This window comes from Rhodoferax sp. ZS1R25, from assembly GCF_056521335.1.
The window spans coordinates 181,346-199,787 of record NZ_JBWMAZ010000002.1; the positions used below are offsets into that span (position 1 = coordinate 181,346).

18 protein-coding genes are annotated in these 18,442 nt (G+C 62.5%); 15 read left to right on the plus strand and 3 right to left on the minus strand.

The window, feature by feature from the left end; translation table 11 throughout:
• Positions 1 to 31 precede the first annotated feature (31 nt).
• Positions 32 to 490, minus strand: coding sequence for a flavodoxin domain-containing protein (locus AC097R_RS11705; protein ID WP_479598287.1), 459 nt, complete (start codon positions 488 to 490; stop codon positions 32 to 34).
• A gap of 69 nt (positions 491 to 559) precedes the next feature.
• Here AC097R_RS11705 and AC097R_RS11710 point away from each other — a divergent pair, with 69 nt between their 5' ends.
• The 5 genes from AC097R_RS11710 (at position 560) to AC097R_RS11730 (ending at position 5,847) form a co-directional block, all read left to right on the plus strand.
• Positions 560 to 1,630, plus strand: a complete 1,071-nt coding sequence (locus AC097R_RS11710; RefSeq protein WP_479598288.1) for a 3'-5' exonuclease — start codon at positions 560 to 562, stop codon at positions 1,628 to 1,630.
• The gene (locus AC097R_RS11715) at positions 1,627 to 2,208 is read left to right on the plus strand and encodes an MOSC domain-containing protein (RefSeq protein WP_479598289.1); all 582 of its coding nucleotides are present in this window, start codon (positions 1,627 to 1,629) and stop codon (positions 2,206 to 2,208) included. The genes AC097R_RS11710 and AC097R_RS11715 overlap by 4 nt, the downstream gene beginning before the upstream one ends.
• A gap of 56 nt (positions 2,209 to 2,264) precedes the next feature.
• Positions 2,265 to 2,663, plus strand: a complete 399-nt coding sequence (locus tag AC097R_RS11720) for a GFA family protein (protein ID WP_479598290.1) — start codon at positions 2,265 to 2,267, stop codon at positions 2,661 to 2,663.
• A gap of 69 nt (positions 2,664 to 2,732) precedes the next feature.
• Positions 2,733 to 5,057, plus strand: coding sequence for a putative bifunctional diguanylate cyclase/phosphodiesterase (locus AC097R_RS11725; protein WP_479598291.1), 2,325 nt, complete (start codon positions 2,733 to 2,735; stop codon positions 5,055 to 5,057).
• A gap of 250 nt (positions 5,058 to 5,307) precedes the next feature.
• Positions 5,308 to 5,847, plus strand: coding sequence for a hypothetical protein (locus AC097R_RS11730; RefSeq protein WP_479598292.1), 540 nt, complete (start codon positions 5,308 to 5,310; stop codon positions 5,845 to 5,847).
• Positions 5,848 to 5,902: 55 nt separating this feature from the next.
• Here the strand turns inward: AC097R_RS11730 and AC097R_RS11735 are convergent, their stop codons facing one another.
• Complete coding sequence (locus tag AC097R_RS11735) at positions 5,903 to 6,748, minus strand: IclR family transcriptional regulator (RefSeq protein ID WP_479598293.1); 846 nt, start codon at positions 6,746 to 6,748, stop codon at positions 5,903 to 5,905.
• A gap of 150 nt (positions 6,749 to 6,898) precedes the next feature.
• Between AC097R_RS11735 and AC097R_RS11740 the strand changes: the two genes are divergently transcribed.
• The 10 genes from AC097R_RS11740 (at position 6,899) to AC097R_RS11785 (ending at position 17,200) form a co-directional block, all read left to right on the plus strand.
• Positions 6,899 to 7,660, plus strand: coding sequence for an SDR family oxidoreductase (locus tag AC097R_RS11740; RefSeq protein ID WP_479598294.1), 762 nt, complete (start codon positions 6,899 to 6,901; stop codon positions 7,658 to 7,660).
• A 25-nt stretch (positions 7,661 to 7,685) separates the two neighbouring features.
• Positions 7,686 to 9,206, plus strand: a complete 1,521-nt coding sequence (locus tag AC097R_RS11745) for a sugar ABC transporter ATP-binding protein (protein ID WP_479598295.1) — start codon at positions 7,686 to 7,688, stop codon at positions 9,204 to 9,206.
• Positions 9,207 to 9,236: 30 nt separating this feature from the next.
• On the plus strand, positions 9,237 to 10,235 hold the full coding sequence (locus AC097R_RS11750) for an ABC transporter permease (protein ID WP_479598296.1): 999 nt from the start codon (positions 9,237 to 9,239) through the stop codon (positions 10,233 to 10,235).
• Positions 10,236 to 10,340: 105 nt separating this feature from the next.
• A complete protein-coding gene (locus AC097R_RS11755) occupies positions 10,341 to 11,285 on the plus strand; it encodes a substrate-binding domain-containing protein (protein WP_479598297.1) in 945 nt (314 codons plus the stop codon).
• Between the two features lie 125 nt (positions 11,286 to 11,410).
• Positions 11,411 to 12,265, plus strand: coding sequence for a fumarylacetoacetate hydrolase family protein (locus AC097R_RS11760; RefSeq protein WP_479598298.1), 855 nt, complete (start codon positions 11,411 to 11,413; stop codon positions 12,263 to 12,265).
• 1 nt (position 12,266) lies between these two features.
• Positions 12,267 to 13,559 carry an L-fuconate dehydratase gene (locus AC097R_RS11765; RefSeq protein WP_479598299.1) on the plus strand — a complete coding sequence of 431 codons (1,293 nt, stop codon included), beginning with the start codon at positions 12,267 to 12,269 and terminating at the stop codon, positions 13,557 to 13,559.
• A complete protein-coding gene (locus AC097R_RS11770; protein WP_479598300.1) occupies positions 13,556 to 14,443 on the plus strand; it encodes an L-fucono-1,5-lactonase in 888 nt (295 codons plus the stop codon). Before AC097R_RS11765 ends, AC097R_RS11770 begins: the two co-directional genes overlap by 4 nt.
• Positions 14,444 to 14,472: 29 nt before the next feature.
• The gene (locus AC097R_RS11775; protein WP_479598301.1) at positions 14,473 to 15,249 is read left to right on the plus strand and encodes an SDR family oxidoreductase; all 777 of its coding nucleotides are present in this window, start codon (positions 14,473 to 14,475) and stop codon (positions 15,247 to 15,249) included.
• Positions 15,250 to 15,276: 27 nt separating this feature from the next.
• Entirely contained in the window at positions 15,277 to 16,839 is a 1,563-nt protein-coding gene (locus tag AC097R_RS11780; RefSeq protein WP_479598302.1) for a methyl-accepting chemotaxis protein, read from the plus strand.
• A 22-nt stretch (positions 16,840 to 16,861) separates the two neighbouring features.
• On the plus strand, positions 16,862 to 17,200 hold the full coding sequence (locus tag AC097R_RS11785; RefSeq protein WP_479598303.1) for an L-rhamnose mutarotase: 339 nt from the start codon (positions 16,862 to 16,864) through the stop codon (positions 17,198 to 17,200).
• 24 nt (positions 17,201 to 17,224) lie between these two features.
• Here the strand turns inward: AC097R_RS11785 and AC097R_RS11790 are convergent, their stop codons facing one another.
• Positions 17,225 to 18,442 carry a hypothetical protein gene (locus tag AC097R_RS11790; protein ID WP_479598304.1) on the minus strand — a complete coding sequence of 406 codons (1,218 nt, stop codon included), beginning with the start codon at positions 18,440 to 18,442 and terminating at the stop codon, positions 17,225 to 17,227.

The window sequence follows — 18,442 nt, forward strand, 5'->3', positions numbered from 1 at the left end:
GCAGATTCTACGGGGGCTAGAGGCCTATTTCTTATATAACTGTCGCCAGTTGGACTGCCCACGGCGTGAGCCAGGCCACGGCGTCTTCCTCGGGCTGGCTGGTCTCCATGGCGTCCAGCACACAGATCTCGCCCACCCGCTGCGCGCCCAGGTCGCGCAGGCGTTCGTCAAACTGTTTGCCGCCGCCCATGAAGCTGTCGCCGTAGCTGCTGTCGCACAGCGCCACCAGGCCAAAGCGCACGTGGCCCAGGTACTTGGCCTGGGCGTCCAGCGAATGGAACAGGGCCTGGGCGTTGTCCGGCACATCGCCGCTGCCCGTGGTGCTGGTGCAGACGATGAAGGCGCCGGGCTGGTCGAACACGGTGATGTCCAGCCCGTCCATGGGCAGCACGGTGATCTGGGCGGCAATGTCATCGGCGGCCAGCTGCAGGGCCTGGGCCACGGCGCTGGCGTTGCCGTGCACGCTGCCCACAAGAATGGTGATTTGCATAGGGGTTCTCGGAGGGTGGCGCCGATGATAGGGGCAATAATGGGGTACCTATTGTTGCCAGGTGCACCCGTGACCACAGACCAGCTCGGTTTTGACTTTTTGCCCGATTTGCCCACGCTGCCCGGCACCCAGCCCGCGGGCAAAAAGCGTGCGTCCAGCGCTGCCAAGGCCCCTGCGGCCGCACGCGCAGCGCCTGCCCCGGTGGCCGAGGCCGCCCCTGCTGCGCTGGCCCCACCACTGGATGCCGAGGCCATGGCCCAGGCGCTCGAAGCCCACCCCGACTACCGCATCCAGCGCCGCCTGGTGCCCCGGCTGAACTGGCCCGGCACGGCCCAGGGTACGGTCAAACGCATTCTGGTGCTGGACACCGAGACCACCGGTCTGGACCAGGCCAAGGAAAAAATCATTGAGCTGGCGCTGCTGCGCGTGGATGTGGACACCGCCACCGGCCTGCCCGTGGGCCCTGTGCAGGTGTACGACGGGCTGGAAGACCCGGGTAAACCGATTCCCAAAGACGTGGTGGCCATTACCGGCATCACCGATGCCGATGTGCAGGGCCAGGCGCTGGACCTGGACCGCGTGGCCGCGCTGCTGGACGGCGTGGATGTGGTGATTGCCCACAACGCTGGGTTTGACCGCCCCTTTGTCGAAAGCCGCCTGCCTGCGTTTGCCAAGGTGGCGTGGTCTTGCTCGTTTGCGGACATTGACTGGAAGGCCCAGGGCCGCGGCTCTGCCAAGCTGGAGAGCCTGGCGCAGGCGCTGGGCCTGTTTTACGACGCCCACCGCGCTGAGATGGACTGCCACGCGCTCTTGGCGGTACTGGCCGTGCCATTGCCGCATGCCCCGCACACGGGCTTGGCCCAGCTGCTGGAGGCCGCCAACCACCCCAGCTACCGCCTGAGCGCCACCAACGCCCCGTTTGACGCCAAAGACCTGCTGAAGGCACGCGGCTACCGCTGGAACGCCGACCAGCGCGTCTGGGCCACGCGCCTGGCCGATGACGCGGCACTGCACGCCGAATTCGACTGGCTGCGCGACCAGGTCTACAACCACCGCCACGCGGCGGTGCAGATCGAGAAGATGGACGCCCTGGCCAAGTACTCCAACCGCGGTGGCGTGGTGGTGCACCAGCAGCTGTGAACGGCCGCCTCCTCAGCGTGCAGCTGGGCACGGCGCGCAAGGTCAGCGCGGCGGGCCGCACCATCCTCACCGCCATTCACAAAACCGCGGCCACCGGCCCGGTCCCTGTGCGCCCGCTGGGTCTGCAGGGCGATGAGCAGGCCGACCTGTCGGTGCACGGCGGGCTGGAGAAAGCCGTGTACGCCTACCCCAGCGAGCACTATGCGTTCTGGCAGCAGGCCCGGCGCGAAGCGGGCCTGACCGCCATCGACGAGCAACTGCCGTTTGGCGCCATGGGTGAGAACCTCACGCTGGCGGGCCTGCGCGAGGGCGATGTGTGGGTGGGCGACGTGCTGCGCTTTGCCAGCTGCACGCTGCGCGTGGAGCAGCCGCGCGAACCCTGTTTCAAGTTCAACCTGGCGATGGGCTTCAACACCGCGGTGAAGGCCATGGCGCAAAGCGGCTTCTGCGGCTTTTACCTCTCGGTGGACACGCCGGGCGCGGTGCAGGCGGGGGAAGACTTTGTACTGGAGCCCGGCCCGCGGCGCGTCGGCATTCCCGAGCGCTTCAACGCCAAGATGTTCAAGCATTTGAGGTAAACGGCCAATGTGCTTACCCTTGCTGCTTGTGCAGACGAATGTGCGGGGGTTTCAGCATGCTCATCACCTACCACGGCAGTTGCCACTGCGGCGCAGTGCGCTTTGAGGCAGACCTCGACCTGAGCGCGGCTACCTACCGCTGCAACTGCTCGATCTGCAGCCGCACCCGGTTTTGGCACGTGGTGGTGCGGCCTGCCGCCTTCCGGCTGCTGGCCGGTGAGGATGAGCTGACCCAGTACCTGTTCAACACCCGGCTCAACCCGCATTACTTTTGCCGCCACTGCGGCGTGCGGCCCTTCGGCATTGGCAACACGCCCGATGGGCACCAGATCTATAGCGTCAACCTGGGCTGCCTGGAAGACGCGAGCCCCGAGACCCTGGCCGCAGCGCCTGTGGTGTGCATCGATGGTCTGCACGACAAGGCCTCTGCACCGGCCATCACCAGTTACCTTTAAACCCCACCTGCCCATCTGGGCATGTAATTTGCATTCCGTGTTGACCATAAGGTATGACATGGAAAATAAATGGCCGTCTTCGTTGGCGCTCTCTTGGACATAGCCCCAAAGTTGGGCATCTCCACCCCCCTGCGAGCCAAGCTACGCACGGATACGGACCACGCGTCCGCCATGGAGGCCGCCGCGGGGTTTGGTCTGTGGTGGTATGACGCGCATAGCGGGCAGATCCTGTTGTCCACCCACGCGGCCAAACTGCTGGACGTGCAAGGCCGCCACCACAAAAACCTGGATGAAACCCTGATTCACGTGGTGCCCGACGACGCCGCCCGGCTGGTAGCGCTGTTGTCAGACACCACCACACCCTGTAGCGGCAGCATCGAGGTGCGCGTGCTGAGCGCTGCCGAGGGCATGCGCTGGCTGCGCATTTCCACGCTGCCCGATGATGCGCAGCACCCCCAGTTGATCAACGGCATGTTGCAGGACATCAGCCAGGTCAAGCACGCTGCGGTGCGCGAGCGGTTGGGCTTTGAGCTGACCGAGTACCTGGTGGGAAGCCATGCGCTGGGCGATGCCATCGACAACGCCATCCAGCTGATCTGCAAAAACCTGGGCTGGGAGTGGGGCGCCTACTGGGCCATGGAGCACTCCGGTCTGGTGCAGCCGCACCTGGCCTGCAAAAACTTTTGGCATCCCCCCGACTATGACCTGACGGGCTTTTCGCAAGCCAGCACTTCGCTGTACATGAAGGCCGGAGAGGGCCTGGTGGGGAGCGTGTGGGAAAGCGGGGAGGCGCAGTGGGTCGAGAGCATGGGCAACGACCCACGCTTTCTGCGCCACGCCAGTGCGCGGGCCAGCGGCCTGTGGTCGGGCTATGTGTTTCCCGTGACCTATGTGTCGGACGATGGCGTGCACCACCGCCCCGGTGTGCTGGAGTTTTACAGCAGCCTGTCGCGTCAGCCCGAGGCCCAATTGCCCAAGCTCTCCAAGACCATAGGTGCGCTGATTGCGCAAACCGCGGGGCGCCTGGAGAAAGAGGCCGAAATTCGCCACATGGCGCAGGTGGACGAGCTCACCGAGCTAGCCAACCGGGCGCACTTCTATGCCCTGCTGGACCGGCGCTGCGTGCGTGCTGCCAGAGCCAACACCGTGTTCGGGCTGATGTACATCGACTTGGACCGCTTCAAGCCCATCAACGATGCCTTTGGCCATGAGGCCGGTAATGTGGTGTTGCGCGGCTTTGCGACCCGACTCAAGCAGGTGGCGCCGGACGACGCCGTGGTGGGGCGTTTGGGGGGCGACGAGTTTGCGGTGTTGGTACCGTGCCGCAACGATGCGGAGTTGGCCCACATCGCGCAGCAGATTCTGGAAGCTGCACGCACGCCGTTTGAGTACGAGGGGATTGAGCTCACTGTGTCCGCCAGCGTGGGCATCAGTCGCTTCCCCGACAACGGCCTGACCAGCCCCGAGCTGTTGCGCAGCGCGGATGCCGCGATGTACCGCGTCAAGCAAAACGGCCGCAACAACAGTGATGTGTTCTCCAACAGCAGCCCCAATTTGTTGGCGCAGCAGCAGGCGTCCATCGCGCAGCGCCTGGCCATCGAGACCGAGCTGCACCACGCGCTGCAGGACAACGCGCTGTTTCTGGCCTACCAGCCGATTTTTGATATTGCCTCGGGCAGCATGCACGCGGTGGAGGCGCTGGTGCGCTGGCGCCGCCAGGACGGCACGCTGGTGCCGCCTGACCTGTTCATTCCCATTGCCGAGCAGAGCCATCTGATTGTGGAGATCGACCAGTGGGTGATGGCCCAGGCCTGCCGTGACCTAGCCACGCTGCGTGCGGCGGGCTTTGACGGACTCAAGGTGCACGTCAACATGGCGGCCACCGAGTTTGCCAACAGTGCCTTGCCTGAAGACCTGCGCCAGCTCACCGCATCGCTAGGGGTGGACCCCAGCAACATCTCGTTGGAGCTGACCGAGGGCATGCTCATGAAGCACCCCGAGCAGGTGGTGCGCGTGATGCACGACCTGCGCAAGCTGGGGTTCGAGATCAGCCTGGACGACTTTGGCATGGGGCACTCTTCGCTGTCCATGCTGAAGAACCTGCCCATCTCGTCGATGAAGGTGGACCGCTCGTTTGTGCGCGATCTGCCCACGCAGGAGCGCGACCGCGCCATCGTCAACACCATCGTTGACTTGGGCCAGCACATGCGGCTGGATGTGATTGCCGAGGGCGTGGAGACACTGCCGCAGCTCACGGTGTTGCGCGAAGCCGGGTGCACGTTGATCCAGGGCTTTTTGCTGAGCAAGCCGCTGAGCTTGCAGGATTTGCTGCTGCAGTTTCCCGAAGGCAAAAGCCCCGTCTCTGCGGTGGGTTCCGACTCCCTCGTCGGTTGACCGTTCGCCAGCCCCCGCTTAGGCGTGGGCATCGACCAGGTTTCCCATTCCCCCAAAACTGTTGGGGGCAGCCCACCAGATAGTCCGTTTGTTGGTGCGAATGCGTTTTCACCCGTTTGGGGGATGGGCAAACAGCGGACCTTTACCTAGACTTCAGCACAGCACGGCAACCTGTCAAAACCCCAGATACATGGGTGCAGGTGGCCTGCCCATCGCAACACAAACACAACACTCAGGGAGAGTGGCAAGCATGAAGAAGAAAGAAATCAAAGCCAAGGTGAATGCCTTGCTGAGCGCGGGTGTGGGCAAAACAGCCGTGTTCCGGCTGCTAAAGGGGCACGGCGTGCGTGACAGCCTGTTGGCGCACTACATTGCGTCGCACGTGGATGCGTCCGAGGTCGATGAGCATGCGAACAAGATCGACCGCCTGCTGTGGATCATGTATGCCCAGGCGCTGCTGGGACTATGGATAGGCTGGAGCATGGCGGCCGCCTGGGGCCCCGGGGGCAAGGCCTTTGCCTTGTTGCTGTGTGCCGGCCTGCCGCTGTTTTTTGCCTGGGGGTTTTACAGAAACCTGGCGGGTTTCTACAACGCCTATCTTTTGCTGCAGGTCGTGCAGCTGCCCAAAGCCTTCAAGGACTTCAATACCGATCCCGTCATCACCCTGGTGGCGGTCGGTATCAACGTCGCGGTGCTGGCCTATGTCTGGTACGTGCGCTCCAAACTGTTCCCCGACTTTTTGGCATTCACGCCCAAAAAGCAGTCGGGGCGGTATGTATTTGTAAGCTAAATCAGCCTCTAGCCCGCGTGGAATATGTGCAAGCAGCTACATATTCCATAGCAAGCTACACCACCTCACGCGCCATGCCCTGGGTCAGTGACAGGGTTTTAGCGGCTTCACGCAAGTGTTCGCGCACGTCGGCCATGTCGGGGCCGATGTGGCGGTCGATGCGGCGGATGTAGGGGCAGGTGAGGGTGGCCAGCGCGGTGTTGTCCGGCCCGAGGATGGGGAAGGAAATGTCCACCACGCCGAAGGACTGGGCCGAGTCCCGCTCCAGGTAGCCCACCTGGCGAATGGCGCTCAGCGTCTCTTTGAGCTTGGCCTCGGTGATAGGCACTTCGCCGTCCAGTGGCGTGTGCTCGGCCAGCATGCGCGTGTAACTGCCTTCGTCCGCATAGGCCAGCAGCAGGTGGCCAGAAGCCGTGTCCAGCAGGCCCACGCGCGCACCGCGTTGCACCGAGAAGCTCCAGCCCCGCGGGCTGTTGATCTGCGCACCAATCAGCACATTGCCGCGGTCGTACACGCCCATGTGGCACGACTGTTCGGCCTTGCGCGCAAAGTCGTCCATCACGGGCAGCGCCTGGTTGATCAGGCGGCTTAGCGGTGGGTGCATATTTGCCAGCGCAAACAGTTTCAGGCTCAGCGCATAGCGGTCGCCCGAGGGGTTGCGCATCACGTACTGGCGCACCACCAGCCGCTCCAGCATGCGGTAGATCTCGCTCGCGCTGCGGTCCATTTCCTTCACGATTTCGGCGCGCGTCAGGCCATGCGGCTGGGTGGCCAGCAGCTCGAGGATATCCAGCCCCTTGTCCAGCGCCGGGGCGCGGTAGCGCTCGTCAGCGGCCAGCAGGTCTTGCGGTTCTTCGGTCTTGGGGCGGCGGCCGCGGGGCTTGGGTTCTGGCGTGGTCATGGGTCGGGCGCTTTCGTTCTTGGGTTTTTATAGCAGAGCCTCCGTGGCCTAGGGTAAGTACTAGGCCTTGTGGCAGCAAACATGCCTATCATTCTGCTTCATACATGAATTGTTTATTCATATTTGAATTATTAAATCGGAGTCTGAAGCATGGGTCAAGGTCGCTTGCAAGGTAAAACAGTGCTCATCACCGCTGCGGCGCAGGGCATTGGCCGGGCCAGCGCATTGGCCTGCGCGGCCGAGGGCGCCCGCGTGATTGCCACCGACATCAACCAGGCATTTCTAGACAGCCTGGCCGCGGAGCACAGCAGCATCCAGGTGGAGCTGCTGGACGTGCGCAGCGACGCCGCCGTGGCAGCCCTGGCTGCCCGCACACCGGCGCTGGACGCCTTGTTCAACTGCGCGGGCATGGTGGCCAATGGCAGCATGCTGGAGTGCGCCGAGGCCGACTGGGACCTGAGCTTTGACCTGAACGTGAAAAGCATGTTCCGCATGACACGCGCCTTTCTGCCTGCCATGCTGGCCAAGGTGGAAACCCAGAACTGCAGCGTGTCCATCATCAACATGGCGTCCATGGCGTCCAGCATCAAGGGCTTTGCCAACCGCTGCGCCTATGGCGCGACCAAGGCGGCGGTGATTGGCCTCACCAAATCGCTGGCCGCTGACTATGTGAAAGCTGGCCTGCGTGCCAATGCACTGTGCCCTGGCACGGTAGACACCCCGTCGCTGCGCGGACGCATTGCCAGCGCCGCTGACCCGGTGCAGGCCGAAAAAGATTTCATCGCCCGCCAGCCCATGGGCCGCCTGGCCACGGTGTCTGACATCACGCCCATGGTGGTGTTTCTCGCCAGCGACGAATCGCGCTTTGTCACCGGGCAGACCCTGCTGGTGGACGGCGGCGTCACCATCTAAGCGTCGCAGCACACAAGGCCTGATCGTGACCCCACTGGTTTCCGTACAAAACCTCAGCAAATCGTTCCCCGGCGTGAAGGCGCTGGACGGCGTGCGCTTTGACCTGATGCCCGGCGAGGTGCATGCCCTGATGGGCGAAAACGGCGCTGGCAAGTCCACGCTGATGAAGATTCTGGCTGGTGTCTACCGCAAAGACAGTGGCCAGGTGCTGCTGGACGGCAAGCCGGTGGAGATTGACAGCCCGGCGCACGCGCAGTCGCTGGCCATCGGCATCATCCACCAAGAGCTGCACCTGATGGGCCACCTGACGGCAGCGCAAAACATTTACCTGGGCCGCGAGCCGCGCAAGGTCGCAGGGCTGTTTCTGGACGAAGAGCAGCTCAACCGCGACGCGCAAGCCCTGTTTGACCGCATGCACCTGGCGCTGGCCCCCACTACGCCGATTGGCGAGCTGACCGTGGCGCGCCAGCAGATGGTGGAGATTGCCAAGGCGCTGTCGCACAAGTCGCGCGTGCTCATCATGGACGAGCCTACCGCCGCGCTGAACAACGCCGAGATTGACGACCTGTTTCGCATCATCCGCCAGCTGAAAGACGAGGGTGTGGGCATTGTCTATATCTCGCACAAGATGGACGAGATCCAGCGCATTGCCGACCGCATCACCGTGATGCGCGATGGCGCCTACATCGCCACTGTGCCCGCCGCCACCCCCATGCAAGAGGTGATTGCCATGATGGTGGGCCGCAAGCTGGAGCAGGCCGAGAAGACGATTCCCGACACGTCCGCCAACGAGGTGTTGCTGGAGGTGCGTGGCCTGAACCGCGGCCGCGCCATCCGCGATGTGAACTTCAGCGTGCGCCGTGGCGAGATTTTGGGTTTTGCCGGACTCATGGGTGCGGGCCGCACCGAGGTGGCGCGCGCCGTGTTTGGTGCCGACCCGATTGAGTCGGGCGAAGTGCGGGTGCGCGGACAGGTGATTCGCCTGACCTCGCCACAAGATGCAGTGCAAGCCGGTATTGGCTACCTGTCTGAAGACCGCAAGCACTTTGGCCTGGCCACGGGCATGGACGTGGAGTCCAACATCACGCTGCCCAGCCTGAAGCGTTGGCTGACGTGGGGCGTGTTCCTGAACCGTCCGGCCATCCGCACCGTCTCGCAGCAGATGGTTGAGAAGCTGCGCATCAAGACCCCGTCGCTTACCCAAACGGCCAAGCTGCTGTCCGGCGGCAACCAGCAAAAAGTGGTGATCGCCAAGTGGCTGGTGCAGGACTGCGAGGTGCTGATTTTTGACGAGCCCACGCGCGGTATCGACGTGGGTGCCAAGAGCGAAATCTACAAGTTGCTCAACGACCTGGCGGCCCAAGGTCGCGCCATTGTGGTCATCTCCAGCGAGCTGCCCGAAGTGCTGCAACTGAGCCACCGCGTGCTGGTGATGTGCGAAGGCCGCATCACCGGTGAGGTGCGCGGTGACGAAGCCACGCAGGAGCAGCTGATGGCCCTGGCCACGCGGCGCGAGGCAGACAACCCTGCAGCGGTTGTGCACTGACATTCATAAAAACACCAAGGTAACCCCTCCATGTCCGAATCGAACTCTCCCTCCTGGCTAGCGCGCTTGTCTGGCGGCCAGGCCAAGCAAAAACTGCTGGCCTTTGCCAGCCTGATCGCGCTGATCCTGGTGTTCACCGCGCTCAAGCCCGATGCCTTCATGACGCAGGACAACATCATTGGCATCCTGCAGTCCACCACCGTGATTGGGGTACTGGCCATTGCCAGCACCTTCATCATCATCACCTCGGGCATTGACCTGTCGGTCGGTGTGCTGATGACCTTCTGCGCCGTCATGGCCGGTGTTTTCATGGTGAATCTGGGCATGCCCATGCCGCTGGGCATTGTGTGTGCCATTGGCGTGGGCGCCTTGTGCGGCACGCTGTCTGGCCTGGCGATTACCAAGCTCAATGTGCCCCCGTTCATTGCCACGTTGGGCATGATGATGTTGCTCAAGGGCGCCTCGCTCATCATCACCGGCACACGTCCCATTTACTTCAGCGATGTGGAGGGCTTTGACCAGATCGCACTGGGCTCGCTGATTGGCGACTTGATTCCCGCGCTGCCGATTCCTAATGGCGTGCTCATCCTGTTTCTGGTGGCTGCCGTCTGCGGCGTTGTGCTGAACAAGACGGCCCTGGGCCGCTACACCTTTGCTCTGGGCAGCAACGAAGAGGCGGTGCGCCTGTCGGGCGTGAATGTGGACCGCTGGAAAGTCATTATTTACGCCTTTGCCGGTGGCATCTGCGGTATCTCGGGTTTGCTGATTGCCTCGCGTTTGAACTCAGCACAGCCCGCGCTGGGCCAGGGCTACGAGTTGGATGCGATTGCCGCAGTGGTGATTGGCGGCACCTCACTCAGCGGCGGTGTCGGCACCATCCTCGGAACCATCATCGGCGCATTCATCATGAGCGTACTGATCAACGGCCTGCGCATCATGTCGGTAGCCCAAGAGTGGCAGATGGTGCTCACCGGTCTCATCATCATTTTGGCGGTCTACACCGACAACTTGCGCCGCAACAAGAAATAAGGAGACCGCACCACGCCCCATGCCCCGCTGTTTACTTCCCGAATTTTCATTTCGATTTTCCCCGTGATTCCGTGTGACATAACTTTTTCTAACAGGAGACAAACCATGAACGCAAAACGACAACTGCTGGCTTTGACCGCCGGCTTGGCACTGGCTGGTTTTTCCAGCTTCGCAACTGCCCAGGAGATCTACATTCCCCTGATCTCCAAAGGCTTCCAGCACCAGTTTTGGCAAGCCGTGAAGCAGGGCGCTGACCAGGCCGCCAAGGACTACAAGGTGAAGGTCACCTTCGAAGGCCCCGAAACCGAACAACAGGTAGACAAGCAAATCGACATGCTGTCCGCTGCACTAGCTAAAAAACCCGCTGCCATCGGCTTTGCCGCACTGGACAGCAAGGCGGCCATTCCTTTGCTCAAAAAAGCCCAGGCCGCCAAGATTCCGGTCATCGCGTTTGACTCGGGTGTGGACAGCGACATCGTGTTGACCACCGCACAAACCGACAGCAAGGCTGCCGCCGCATTGGCCGCCGACAAGATGGCTGAAAAAATTGGTGGCGAAGGTGAAGTGGCCGTGATCGGTCATGACCAGACCAGCACCACGGGCACCGGCCGCCGCGATGGTTTTGTGGACCAGATCAAAGCCAAGTACCCCAAGATCAAGGTCGTGGACATCCAGTACGGCGGTGGCGACCACCTGAAGTCGGCTGAAATTGCCAAGACCCTGTTGCAAGCCCACCCCCAGCTCAAAGGCATCTTCGGTACCAACGAAGGTTCTGCCATTGGTGCAGGCAAGGGCTTGAAGGAAGCCAAGAAGACCGGCGTCATCATCATTGGTTTTGACTCCGGCAAGGCCCAGAAAGACATGATCAACGACGGCACCATTGCCGGCGCGATCACGCAAAACCCTGTGGGCATTGGCTACAAGACAGTGGAAGCGGCCGTGAAGGCGTTGAAGGGTGAGAAGTTGCCCAAGATCATCGACACCGGCTTCTACTACTACGACAAGAGCAATATGAAGGACGCGAAGATCGCGGCCGTTCTTTACGACTGAAGCACCCCCCGAGCGGCTGCGCCGCTCCCCCCTCTCTCGCCTGCGGCGGGAGGGGGGCGCACCCAGCGGCCTGGCAGAGCCAGTTCCGCGGGTGCCCTGATTTTGTTGACTGAAAAGGAAAGACTGTGAAATTAGTACGCTACGGATTGCCAGGTCAGGAAAAGCCCGGTGTGTTGGATGCCCAAGGCCGCGTGCGCGACCTGTCGGGACAGATTGCCGATGTGGCCGGTGCCGCGCTGCTGCCCGAAAGTCTGGCGCGTTTGCGTGGCGTGAACATCGAGAGCTTGCCGCTGGTGGCAGGTACTCCGCAACAGGACTTGCGCCTCGGGGCCTGTGTGGGCCAGGTGGGCAAGTTCATTTGCATTGGACTGAATTACTCCGACCATGCGGCCGAGAGCGGCATGCAGGTGCCCCCCGAGCCCGTGGTCTTTAACAAATGGACCAGTGCCATCGTCGGCCCCGATGACCAGGTGGAAATTCCCCGCGGCTCGGTCAAGACCGACTGGGAAGTCGAGCTGGGCGTGGTGATTGGCAAAGGCGGCCGTTACATCGAGGAGGCCGATGCGCTGTCCCATGTGGCGGGCTACTGCGTGGTCAACGATGTGTCTGAGCGCGAATACCAATTGGACCGCAGCGGCACTTGGGACAAGGGCAAGGGCTGCGACACCTTTGGCCCCACCGGCCCTTGGCTGGTCACGGCCGACGAAGTGCCGGACCCTCAGGCGCTGAAGATGTGGCTGGACGTGGACGGCAAGCGTTTTCAAAACGGCAGCACCTCGACCATGGTCTACGGCGTGAAGTTTTTGATTGCCTACCTGAGCCGCTTCATGAGCCTGCAGCCCGGCGACGTGATTTCCACTGGCACCCCGCCCGGCGTAGGCATGGGTCAGAAGCCGCCGCAGTACCTGCGTGCGGGACAAACCATCCACCTGGGCATTGATGGCCTGGGCACCCAAACACAGAAGACCGTACAGGCCTGATATGACCAAAGTCACCAACATGCGCGTCGTGGACGTGCGCTTCCCCACGTCCCAACACCTGGATGGATCGGACGCCATGAACCCGGACCCGGACTATTCCGCGGCCTATGTGATCCTGGAAACCGACCAGCCCGGCAAGGAAGGCCATGGCCTGACCTTCACCATTGGCCGCGGCAACGAGATCTGTTGCGCGGCGATCGAGGCTATGCGCCACCTGGTGGTGGGCCTGGACATGGACTGGGTCGCGGCAGACATGGGGCGCTTCTGGCGCTACATCACGTCGGACAGCCAGCTGCGCTGGATTGGTCCGGACAAGGGTGCCATCCACCTGGCCACGGGCGCCGTGGTGAACGCGGTGTGGGACCTGTGGGCCAAGCTCGAAGGCGTGCCCGTGTGGAAGCTGGTGTCCCGCATGAGCCCCGAAGAACTGGTGAAGCTGATTGATTTCCGATACATCACCGACTGCATCACCCCCGAAGAAGCGCTGGCGCTGTTGCAGAAGCAGGCCGTGGGCAAGCAAGAACGCTGGGCCACGCTGGAGCGAGAAGGCTACCCCTGCTACACCACGTCGGCCGGCTGGCTGGGCTATGACGATGACAAGCTGCGCCGCCTGTGCAAAGAGGCCACGGATGCGGGTTTCAACCACATCAAGCTCAAGGTGGGCCGTGACAAGGCCGATGACATTCGCCGCCTGCGCATTGCCCGCGAGGTGCTGGGGCCAGACCGCCAGCTGATGATCGACGCCAACCAGGTCTGGGAAGTCAACCAGGCCGTTGAGTGGGTGCGCGAGCTGGCCTTTGCCAAGCCCTGGTTCATCGAAGAACCCACGAGCCCGGACGATATCGAAGGCCACCGTGTGATTCGCGAGGGCGTGCACCCCGTGAAGGTGGCCACGGGCGAGATGTGCCAGAACCGCATCATCTTCAAGCAGCTCATCATGCGTGGCGCCATTGACGTGGTCCAGATTGATTCCTGCCGCCTGGGCGGTGTGAACGAAATTCTGGCCGTGATGCTGATGGCAGCCAAGTACAACCTGCCGGTGTGCCCGCATGCTGGTGGCGTGGGCCTGTGCGAGTACGTGCAGCATCTGTCCATGATTGACTACCTGTGCATTGCTGGTACCCGCGAAGGCCGGGTGATCGAGTTTGTGGACCACTTGCATGAGCACTTTGTGGACCCCTGCGTGATCGAGAATGCGGCCTACATGCCACCGCAAGCTGCCGGCTTTTCGATCGAAATGAAGCCCGAGTCGCTCAAGCAGTACACCTTCAAACCCAAAGCCATCACGGCATGAAGATAGACACCCACCAGCACTACTGGCGTTACCGCGCCGAGGAATTCCCGTGGATCAGCGAGGCCATGCCTCTGCTGCAGCGGGACTGCATGCCCTCGGACTGCGAAGCAGCCATGGGGGCTGCGGGGGTGGACGCAGTGGTGGCGGTGCAGGCCCGCACGCTGGCCGCAGAAACCGACTTTTTACTGCGCGTGGCCGACCAGAACCCCGAGGTGCTGGGCGTGGTGGGCTGGGCCGACATAGGCGCGGCCGATCTGGAGCATAGGCTGGAGCAGTGGGGTGACCACACGGCCTTCAAAGGCCTGCGCCATATTCTGCAGGACGAGCCGGACGTAGGCGCTTGGGTGAATGCGCCCGCCATCAACGCCGGGCTGCACGCGGTGCAAAAGCGCGGCCTGGTGTACGACGTGCTGGTGTTTGACCACCAGCTGCCCAGCGTGACCGAGTTTTGTGCGCGCCACGACCAGCATTGGCTGGTGCTGGACCACGTGGGCAAGCCCGCCGTGCGTGACTGGGCGCGTAGCGCTGAAGTGCCGGGCCGCTGGAGCCGTTGCATCCGCGAGCTGGCCACCTTGCCGCATGTCATGTGCAAGCTTTCGGGTGTGGTGACGGAAGCCGACTGGAGTGGCCACGCTGGAGTCACCCCTGAAGACGCCAAAATCATTCTGTCCTGCTTTGACCAGGCGCTGGAGGCGTTTGGGCCGCAGCGGCTGATGTTTGGCTCCGACTGGCCGGTGTGCCAGCTGGCCGCACCGTATGACGTGGTGCATGGCCTGGCGCACAAGTGGGCCAGCACACGCCTGACGGTGCGGGAGCAAGATGCCTTCTGGAGTGGCAATGCCATCCGCTGCTATGGCCTGAATGTGCAGGCCCTGGCCGACTGACCTCAATTGACATTTGACCGAGAGTTTCCATGGATCTGCATTTACAAGACAAGGTGGTCATCGTGACCGGGGGCGCCAGCGGTATTGGCGCAGCCATCTCGCTCACGCTGGCCCGGGAAGGCGCCATTCCGGTGGTGTTCGGCAAAAGCCCCATGCCCGATGACTTTGCCCAGCAACTCCAGGCCACGGCCCGCCAGCACCTGTTTGTGCAGGTGGAGCTGTCGGATGAAGCGGCTTGCCGTGCGGCGGTCGCGCAGGTGGTGGCCCGGTTTGGCCGGGTGGACGGCCTGGTGAACAACGCCGGCATCAACGACAACATCGGGCTGGACGCAGGCCGCGATGCCTTTGTGGGTTCGCTGGAACGCAACCTGATCCACTACTACACCATGGCGCACTACTGCGTGCCGCACCTCAAAGCCGTCAAAGGCGCCATCGTCAACGTGTCGTCGAAAACCGCGGTGACAGGGCAGGGCAACACCAGCGGCTACTGCGCGTCCAAGGGTGCGCAGCTGTCGCTCACGCGCGAGTGGGCGGCAGCGCTGCTGAACGACGGTGTGCGGGTCAACGCGCTGATCCCAGCCGAGGTGATGACGCCGCTGTACGAGCGCTGGATCAACAGTTTTGACAAGCCAGAAGAAAAGCTGGCGGCCATCACTACCAAGATTCCGCTGGGGCACCGCATGACGACGTCCGAAGAAATGGCCAACATGTGCATCTTCCTGCTGTCCAATGTGTCCTCCCACACCACGGGGCAATGGGTGTTTGTGGACGGTGGCTACACCCACCTGGACCGCGCGCTGTCCTAGCCGCGGTTCTTTGGAAAAGCGTGCCGCATGAAATTGTCTGATCTGAAGATCTCCCAAATCCTGTACGCAGGGTTTGGTCTGCTGGTGGTGGTGTACCTGGTGTCCAGCGCCATCAATGCCGAAATGATGCGTCGCATGCATGCCAATCTGGAGCAAATCGAGACGACCAACAATGCGCAAATCGCGATTGCGCACGCGCTGCACAAATCGGTGTCCAACATCAGCTTGTCGGTGCGCAAAATCATCCTGCTCAACAGCGACGCGGAGATTCTGGACGAGATCAAGGCCTACAAAGCCGAGACGGAAAACTACAGCAAGGTTCGCGAAAAACTCGCGCAATCGAATGTGCTCACGCAAACCAATGGGCCTTGGCAGAAGGTGGACGATGCCCACCAGAAAGCTGGGCCACTGCTGGGCGGTCTTTACGCCGCGGTGCAGGAGCATCGCGATTCCGAAGCCATCAAGACCCTCAAGCTGGTGGGCGATGCCATTGGGGATTGGCAGAACGCGCTGGACGCGGGCATGCAGTACCAGCAAGATGCCAACCGGCTAGCCTTTGACGATTCCAACAAGGTCTACAGCGCCGCGTTGCTGCAGCTGGTCACGGTAGCGATCGTCAGTGTGCTGCTGGCCGTGGGCGTGTCTTTTGTCATTGTCCGATTGCTGGTGTCGCAGCTCGGCGGTGAGCCCAAAGACGCTGCACGGGTGGCGTTAAACATTGGTGCCGGAGATTTGACCCAGGCCATTGCGGTGCGCCAGGGCGACACCAGCAGCCTGATGGCCGCCATGAAAAGCATGCAGACCAACTTGGTCCAGGTGGTGTTGTCGGTGCGCTCGGGGTCGGAGGCGGTGGCAACCGCCAGCTCCGAAATCGCCCATGGCAACAATGACCTCAGTGCCCGCACTGAGCAGCAAGCCAGTGCACTGGAAGAAACCGCAGCCTCGATGCAGGAGCTGGGCTCCACGGTGAAACAGAATGCCGACAGCGCCAAGCAGGCCAGCCAACTGGCGATGACCGCATCGACGGTGGCCACGCAGGGTGGTGCGGTGGTGGGGCAGGTGGTGCAAACCATGAAGGGCATCAACGAGTCCTCCCAGAAGATTGCCGACATCATCAGCGTGATCGACGGCATTGCCTTCCAGACCAACATCCTGGCGCTGAATGCGGCGGTCGAGGCGGCCCGAGCTGGCGAGCAAGGCCGCGGATTCGCGGTGGTGGCGTCTGAAGTGCGCTCGCTGGCGGGTCGGTCTGCCCAGGCTGCCAAAGAGATCAAGGGTTTGATCGATACCAGTGTGGAGCGCGTGGCGCAAGGAAGCCAACTGGTGGACCGGGCCGGAGAGACCATGACCGAGGTGGTCTCGGCGATTCAGCGCGTCACCGGCATCATGTCGGAAATCAGTGCCGCCAGCTCGGAGCAGAGCGCAGGCGTATCGCAGGTGGGCGAGGCGGTGCGCCAGATGGACCAGGCCACGCAGCAAAATGCTGCACTGGTGGAGCAGATGGCCGCCGCGGCCAGCAGCCTGCAAAGCCAGGCCCATGATTTGGTAGGCACGGTGGCACAGTTCAAGCTCGCATTGGCGCCAGCCTGACATTCACACGACAAGGAACCCTATGCGTTACGCCCTAGCCCTGGATTTGGTGGACGATGCCCAGCGCATTGCCGACTACGAAAAAGCCCACGAGAAAATTTGGCCCGAGGTGCGTGAGCACCTGCGTACCCAGGGCGTGTTGGGCATGGAGATTTACCGCCTGGGCACGCGCCTGTTCATGGTGATGGAGGTGGACCCTGCGGTCTACAGCGCCGAGGGCATGGCCCAGGCCTCGCTGAACAACCCGGCCATCGTGCGCTGGGAGGCACTGATGTGGACTTACCAGGCCCCTACACCGTGGACACCCGCGGGTGAAAAGTGGGTGCCCATGGCCAAGATTTTCGACTTGGCGACCCAATAACGTCGCGGGCCACGTGCGAGGGTTTCAAGCCCCGATATTGCATTCCCGGCGCAGCAGCGCCACCGCATCGTTGAAGGTGTGGTCGTGGTCGCTTTGCAGCGTGGGCAGCGCGTCTTCGATGAAGTTGTCCCACAAGCTGGCGTAATCTTCCTGGTGCTGGGCAGGCGCGTGCTCCGCGATGAATGCGCCGACCAGCGCCGGCTTCAGCCCCGATTTGCGGATCTTGCGCACCAGCGTGGCCGCGGCCTTTTCGGTCAACAGGGTCTTGGGCGTACTGCCTGCTGCCATGCAGAGGAACAAGGTGAGCAACGAGCTTTCGTCGTCATTGCCACCCGTGGCCTTGTCCCACGCTTTGCTGGTGGTGCGGGCAAAGTGGTCGACCTCGGCCAGCGCGTCTTCCAGCCAGAAATAGCGGCCCATGAAGGCAGGCGTCTGGTCAAACAGCTTGCGTGCGGGCACGGTGGATTCCAGCCACTTCGGCGCATCCTGCAACAAGGACTGGCGCACGGCCTCTACGGCCTCTGCGTATTCGTCGGGCAGGCCCTTGGGCAGTGGGATGTTGAATTTGTCGGTCTGTGTGGCGAATTTTTTGCGCAGGGCCTGCACCATTTTTTCAAACAGCACCCAGTCGGGCATGTCGGTGCGTTTGAGTGCCAGCGTCAGCAGGGCCGTGCGAATCACGGCCTCGGCGTCCTTGCCGGCTTCTTCCAGCGCTTCGTCATCCACGCCCAGTTGTTGGGCTAACCACAGGGCGGCGTCCACCACGGCGGCGACACGGCTGCGTGTGGCCAGCTCGGCCTGGTAGTCGGGCAGGCTGCGCAGCGCCCATTTGGCCAGCAACGGGATGTGTTCGTCGCGGAAGCCGCTGCGCTCGTTCATACCAAAGTGCGTGCTCTGCGGCATCGCAATCAGTGCCTTGAGCATGTCGGAGCCGCCCTTGGAGCGCGACAGAAAGCTGTGGTCCCGCAGGGACTCTGCGGCGTGGTGCAGATCACCGCCGCTGCTGTGCTCCAGGTACAGGCTCACCAGATTGACCATGCGGTCCTTGGCCTGCTCCAGCTCAGGGCGCAAAAATTCGGTGCCAAAGTAGCGCGCAATCTGCACCATGCCCTTGGGTGCATCGGTGCAGATGGCGTCCAGCTTGGCCTGGTCAATCAAGCCGTGCTGCACGCCAAACGCCAGCGCCTTCTCAAAGAAGGGGCGGGCGTCATACAGGGAGACGGCTTGCGGCTGCGCAGACAT

What these genes read in the sequence shown, in the direction of transcription:
- AC097R_RS11725 (WP_479598291.1), top strand. Translation starts at nt 2,733, where the DNA reads ATGGCCGTCTTCGTTGGCGCTCTCTTGGACATAGCCCCAAAGTTGGGC.
- AC097R_RS11730 (WP_479598292.1), top strand. Translation starts at nt 5,308, where the DNA reads ATGAAGAAGAAAGAAATCAAAGCCAAGGTGAATGCCTTGCTGAGCGCG.
- AC097R_RS11780 (WP_479598302.1), top strand. Translation starts at nt 15,277, where the DNA reads ATGAAATTGTCTGATCTGAAGATCTCCCAAATCCTGTACGCAGGGTTT.
- AC097R_RS11740 (WP_479598294.1), top strand. Translation starts at nt 6,899, where the DNA reads ATGGGTCAAGGTCGCTTGCAAGGTAAAACAGTGCTCATCACCGCTGCG.
- AC097R_RS11705 (WP_479598287.1), bottom strand. Translation starts at nt 490, where the DNA reads ATGCAAATCACCATTCTTGTGGGCAGCGTGCACGGCAACGCCAGCGCC.
- AC097R_RS11790 (WP_479598304.1), bottom strand. Translation starts at nt 18,442, where the DNA reads ATGTCTGCGCAGCCGCAAGCCGTCTCCCTGTATGACGCCCGCCCCTTC.
- AC097R_RS11720 (WP_479598290.1), top strand. Translation starts at nt 2,265, where the DNA reads ATGCTCATCACCTACCACGGCAGTTGCCACTGCGGCGCAGTGCGCTTT.
- AC097R_RS11775 (WP_479598301.1), top strand. Translation starts at nt 14,473, where the DNA reads ATGGATCTGCATTTACAAGACAAGGTGGTCATCGTGACCGGGGGCGCC.
- AC097R_RS11750 (WP_479598296.1), top strand. Translation starts at nt 9,237, where the DNA reads ATGTCCGAATCGAACTCTCCCTCCTGGCTAGCGCGCTTGTCTGGCGGC.
- AC097R_RS11770 (WP_479598300.1), top strand. Translation starts at nt 13,556, where the DNA reads ATGAAGATAGACACCCACCAGCACTACTGGCGTTACCGCGCCGAGGAA.
- AC097R_RS11785 (WP_479598303.1), top strand. Translation starts at nt 16,862, where the DNA reads ATGCGTTACGCCCTAGCCCTGGATTTGGTGGACGATGCCCAGCGCATT.
- AC097R_RS11755 (WP_479598297.1), top strand. Translation starts at nt 10,341, where the DNA reads ATGAACGCAAAACGACAACTGCTGGCTTTGACCGCCGGCTTGGCACTG.
- AC097R_RS11765 (WP_479598299.1), top strand. Translation starts at nt 12,267, where the DNA reads ATGACCAAAGTCACCAACATGCGCGTCGTGGACGTGCGCTTCCCCACG.
- AC097R_RS11735 (WP_479598293.1), bottom strand. Translation starts at nt 6,748, where the DNA reads ATGACCACGCCAGAACCCAAGCCCCGCGGCCGCCGCCCCAAGACCGAA.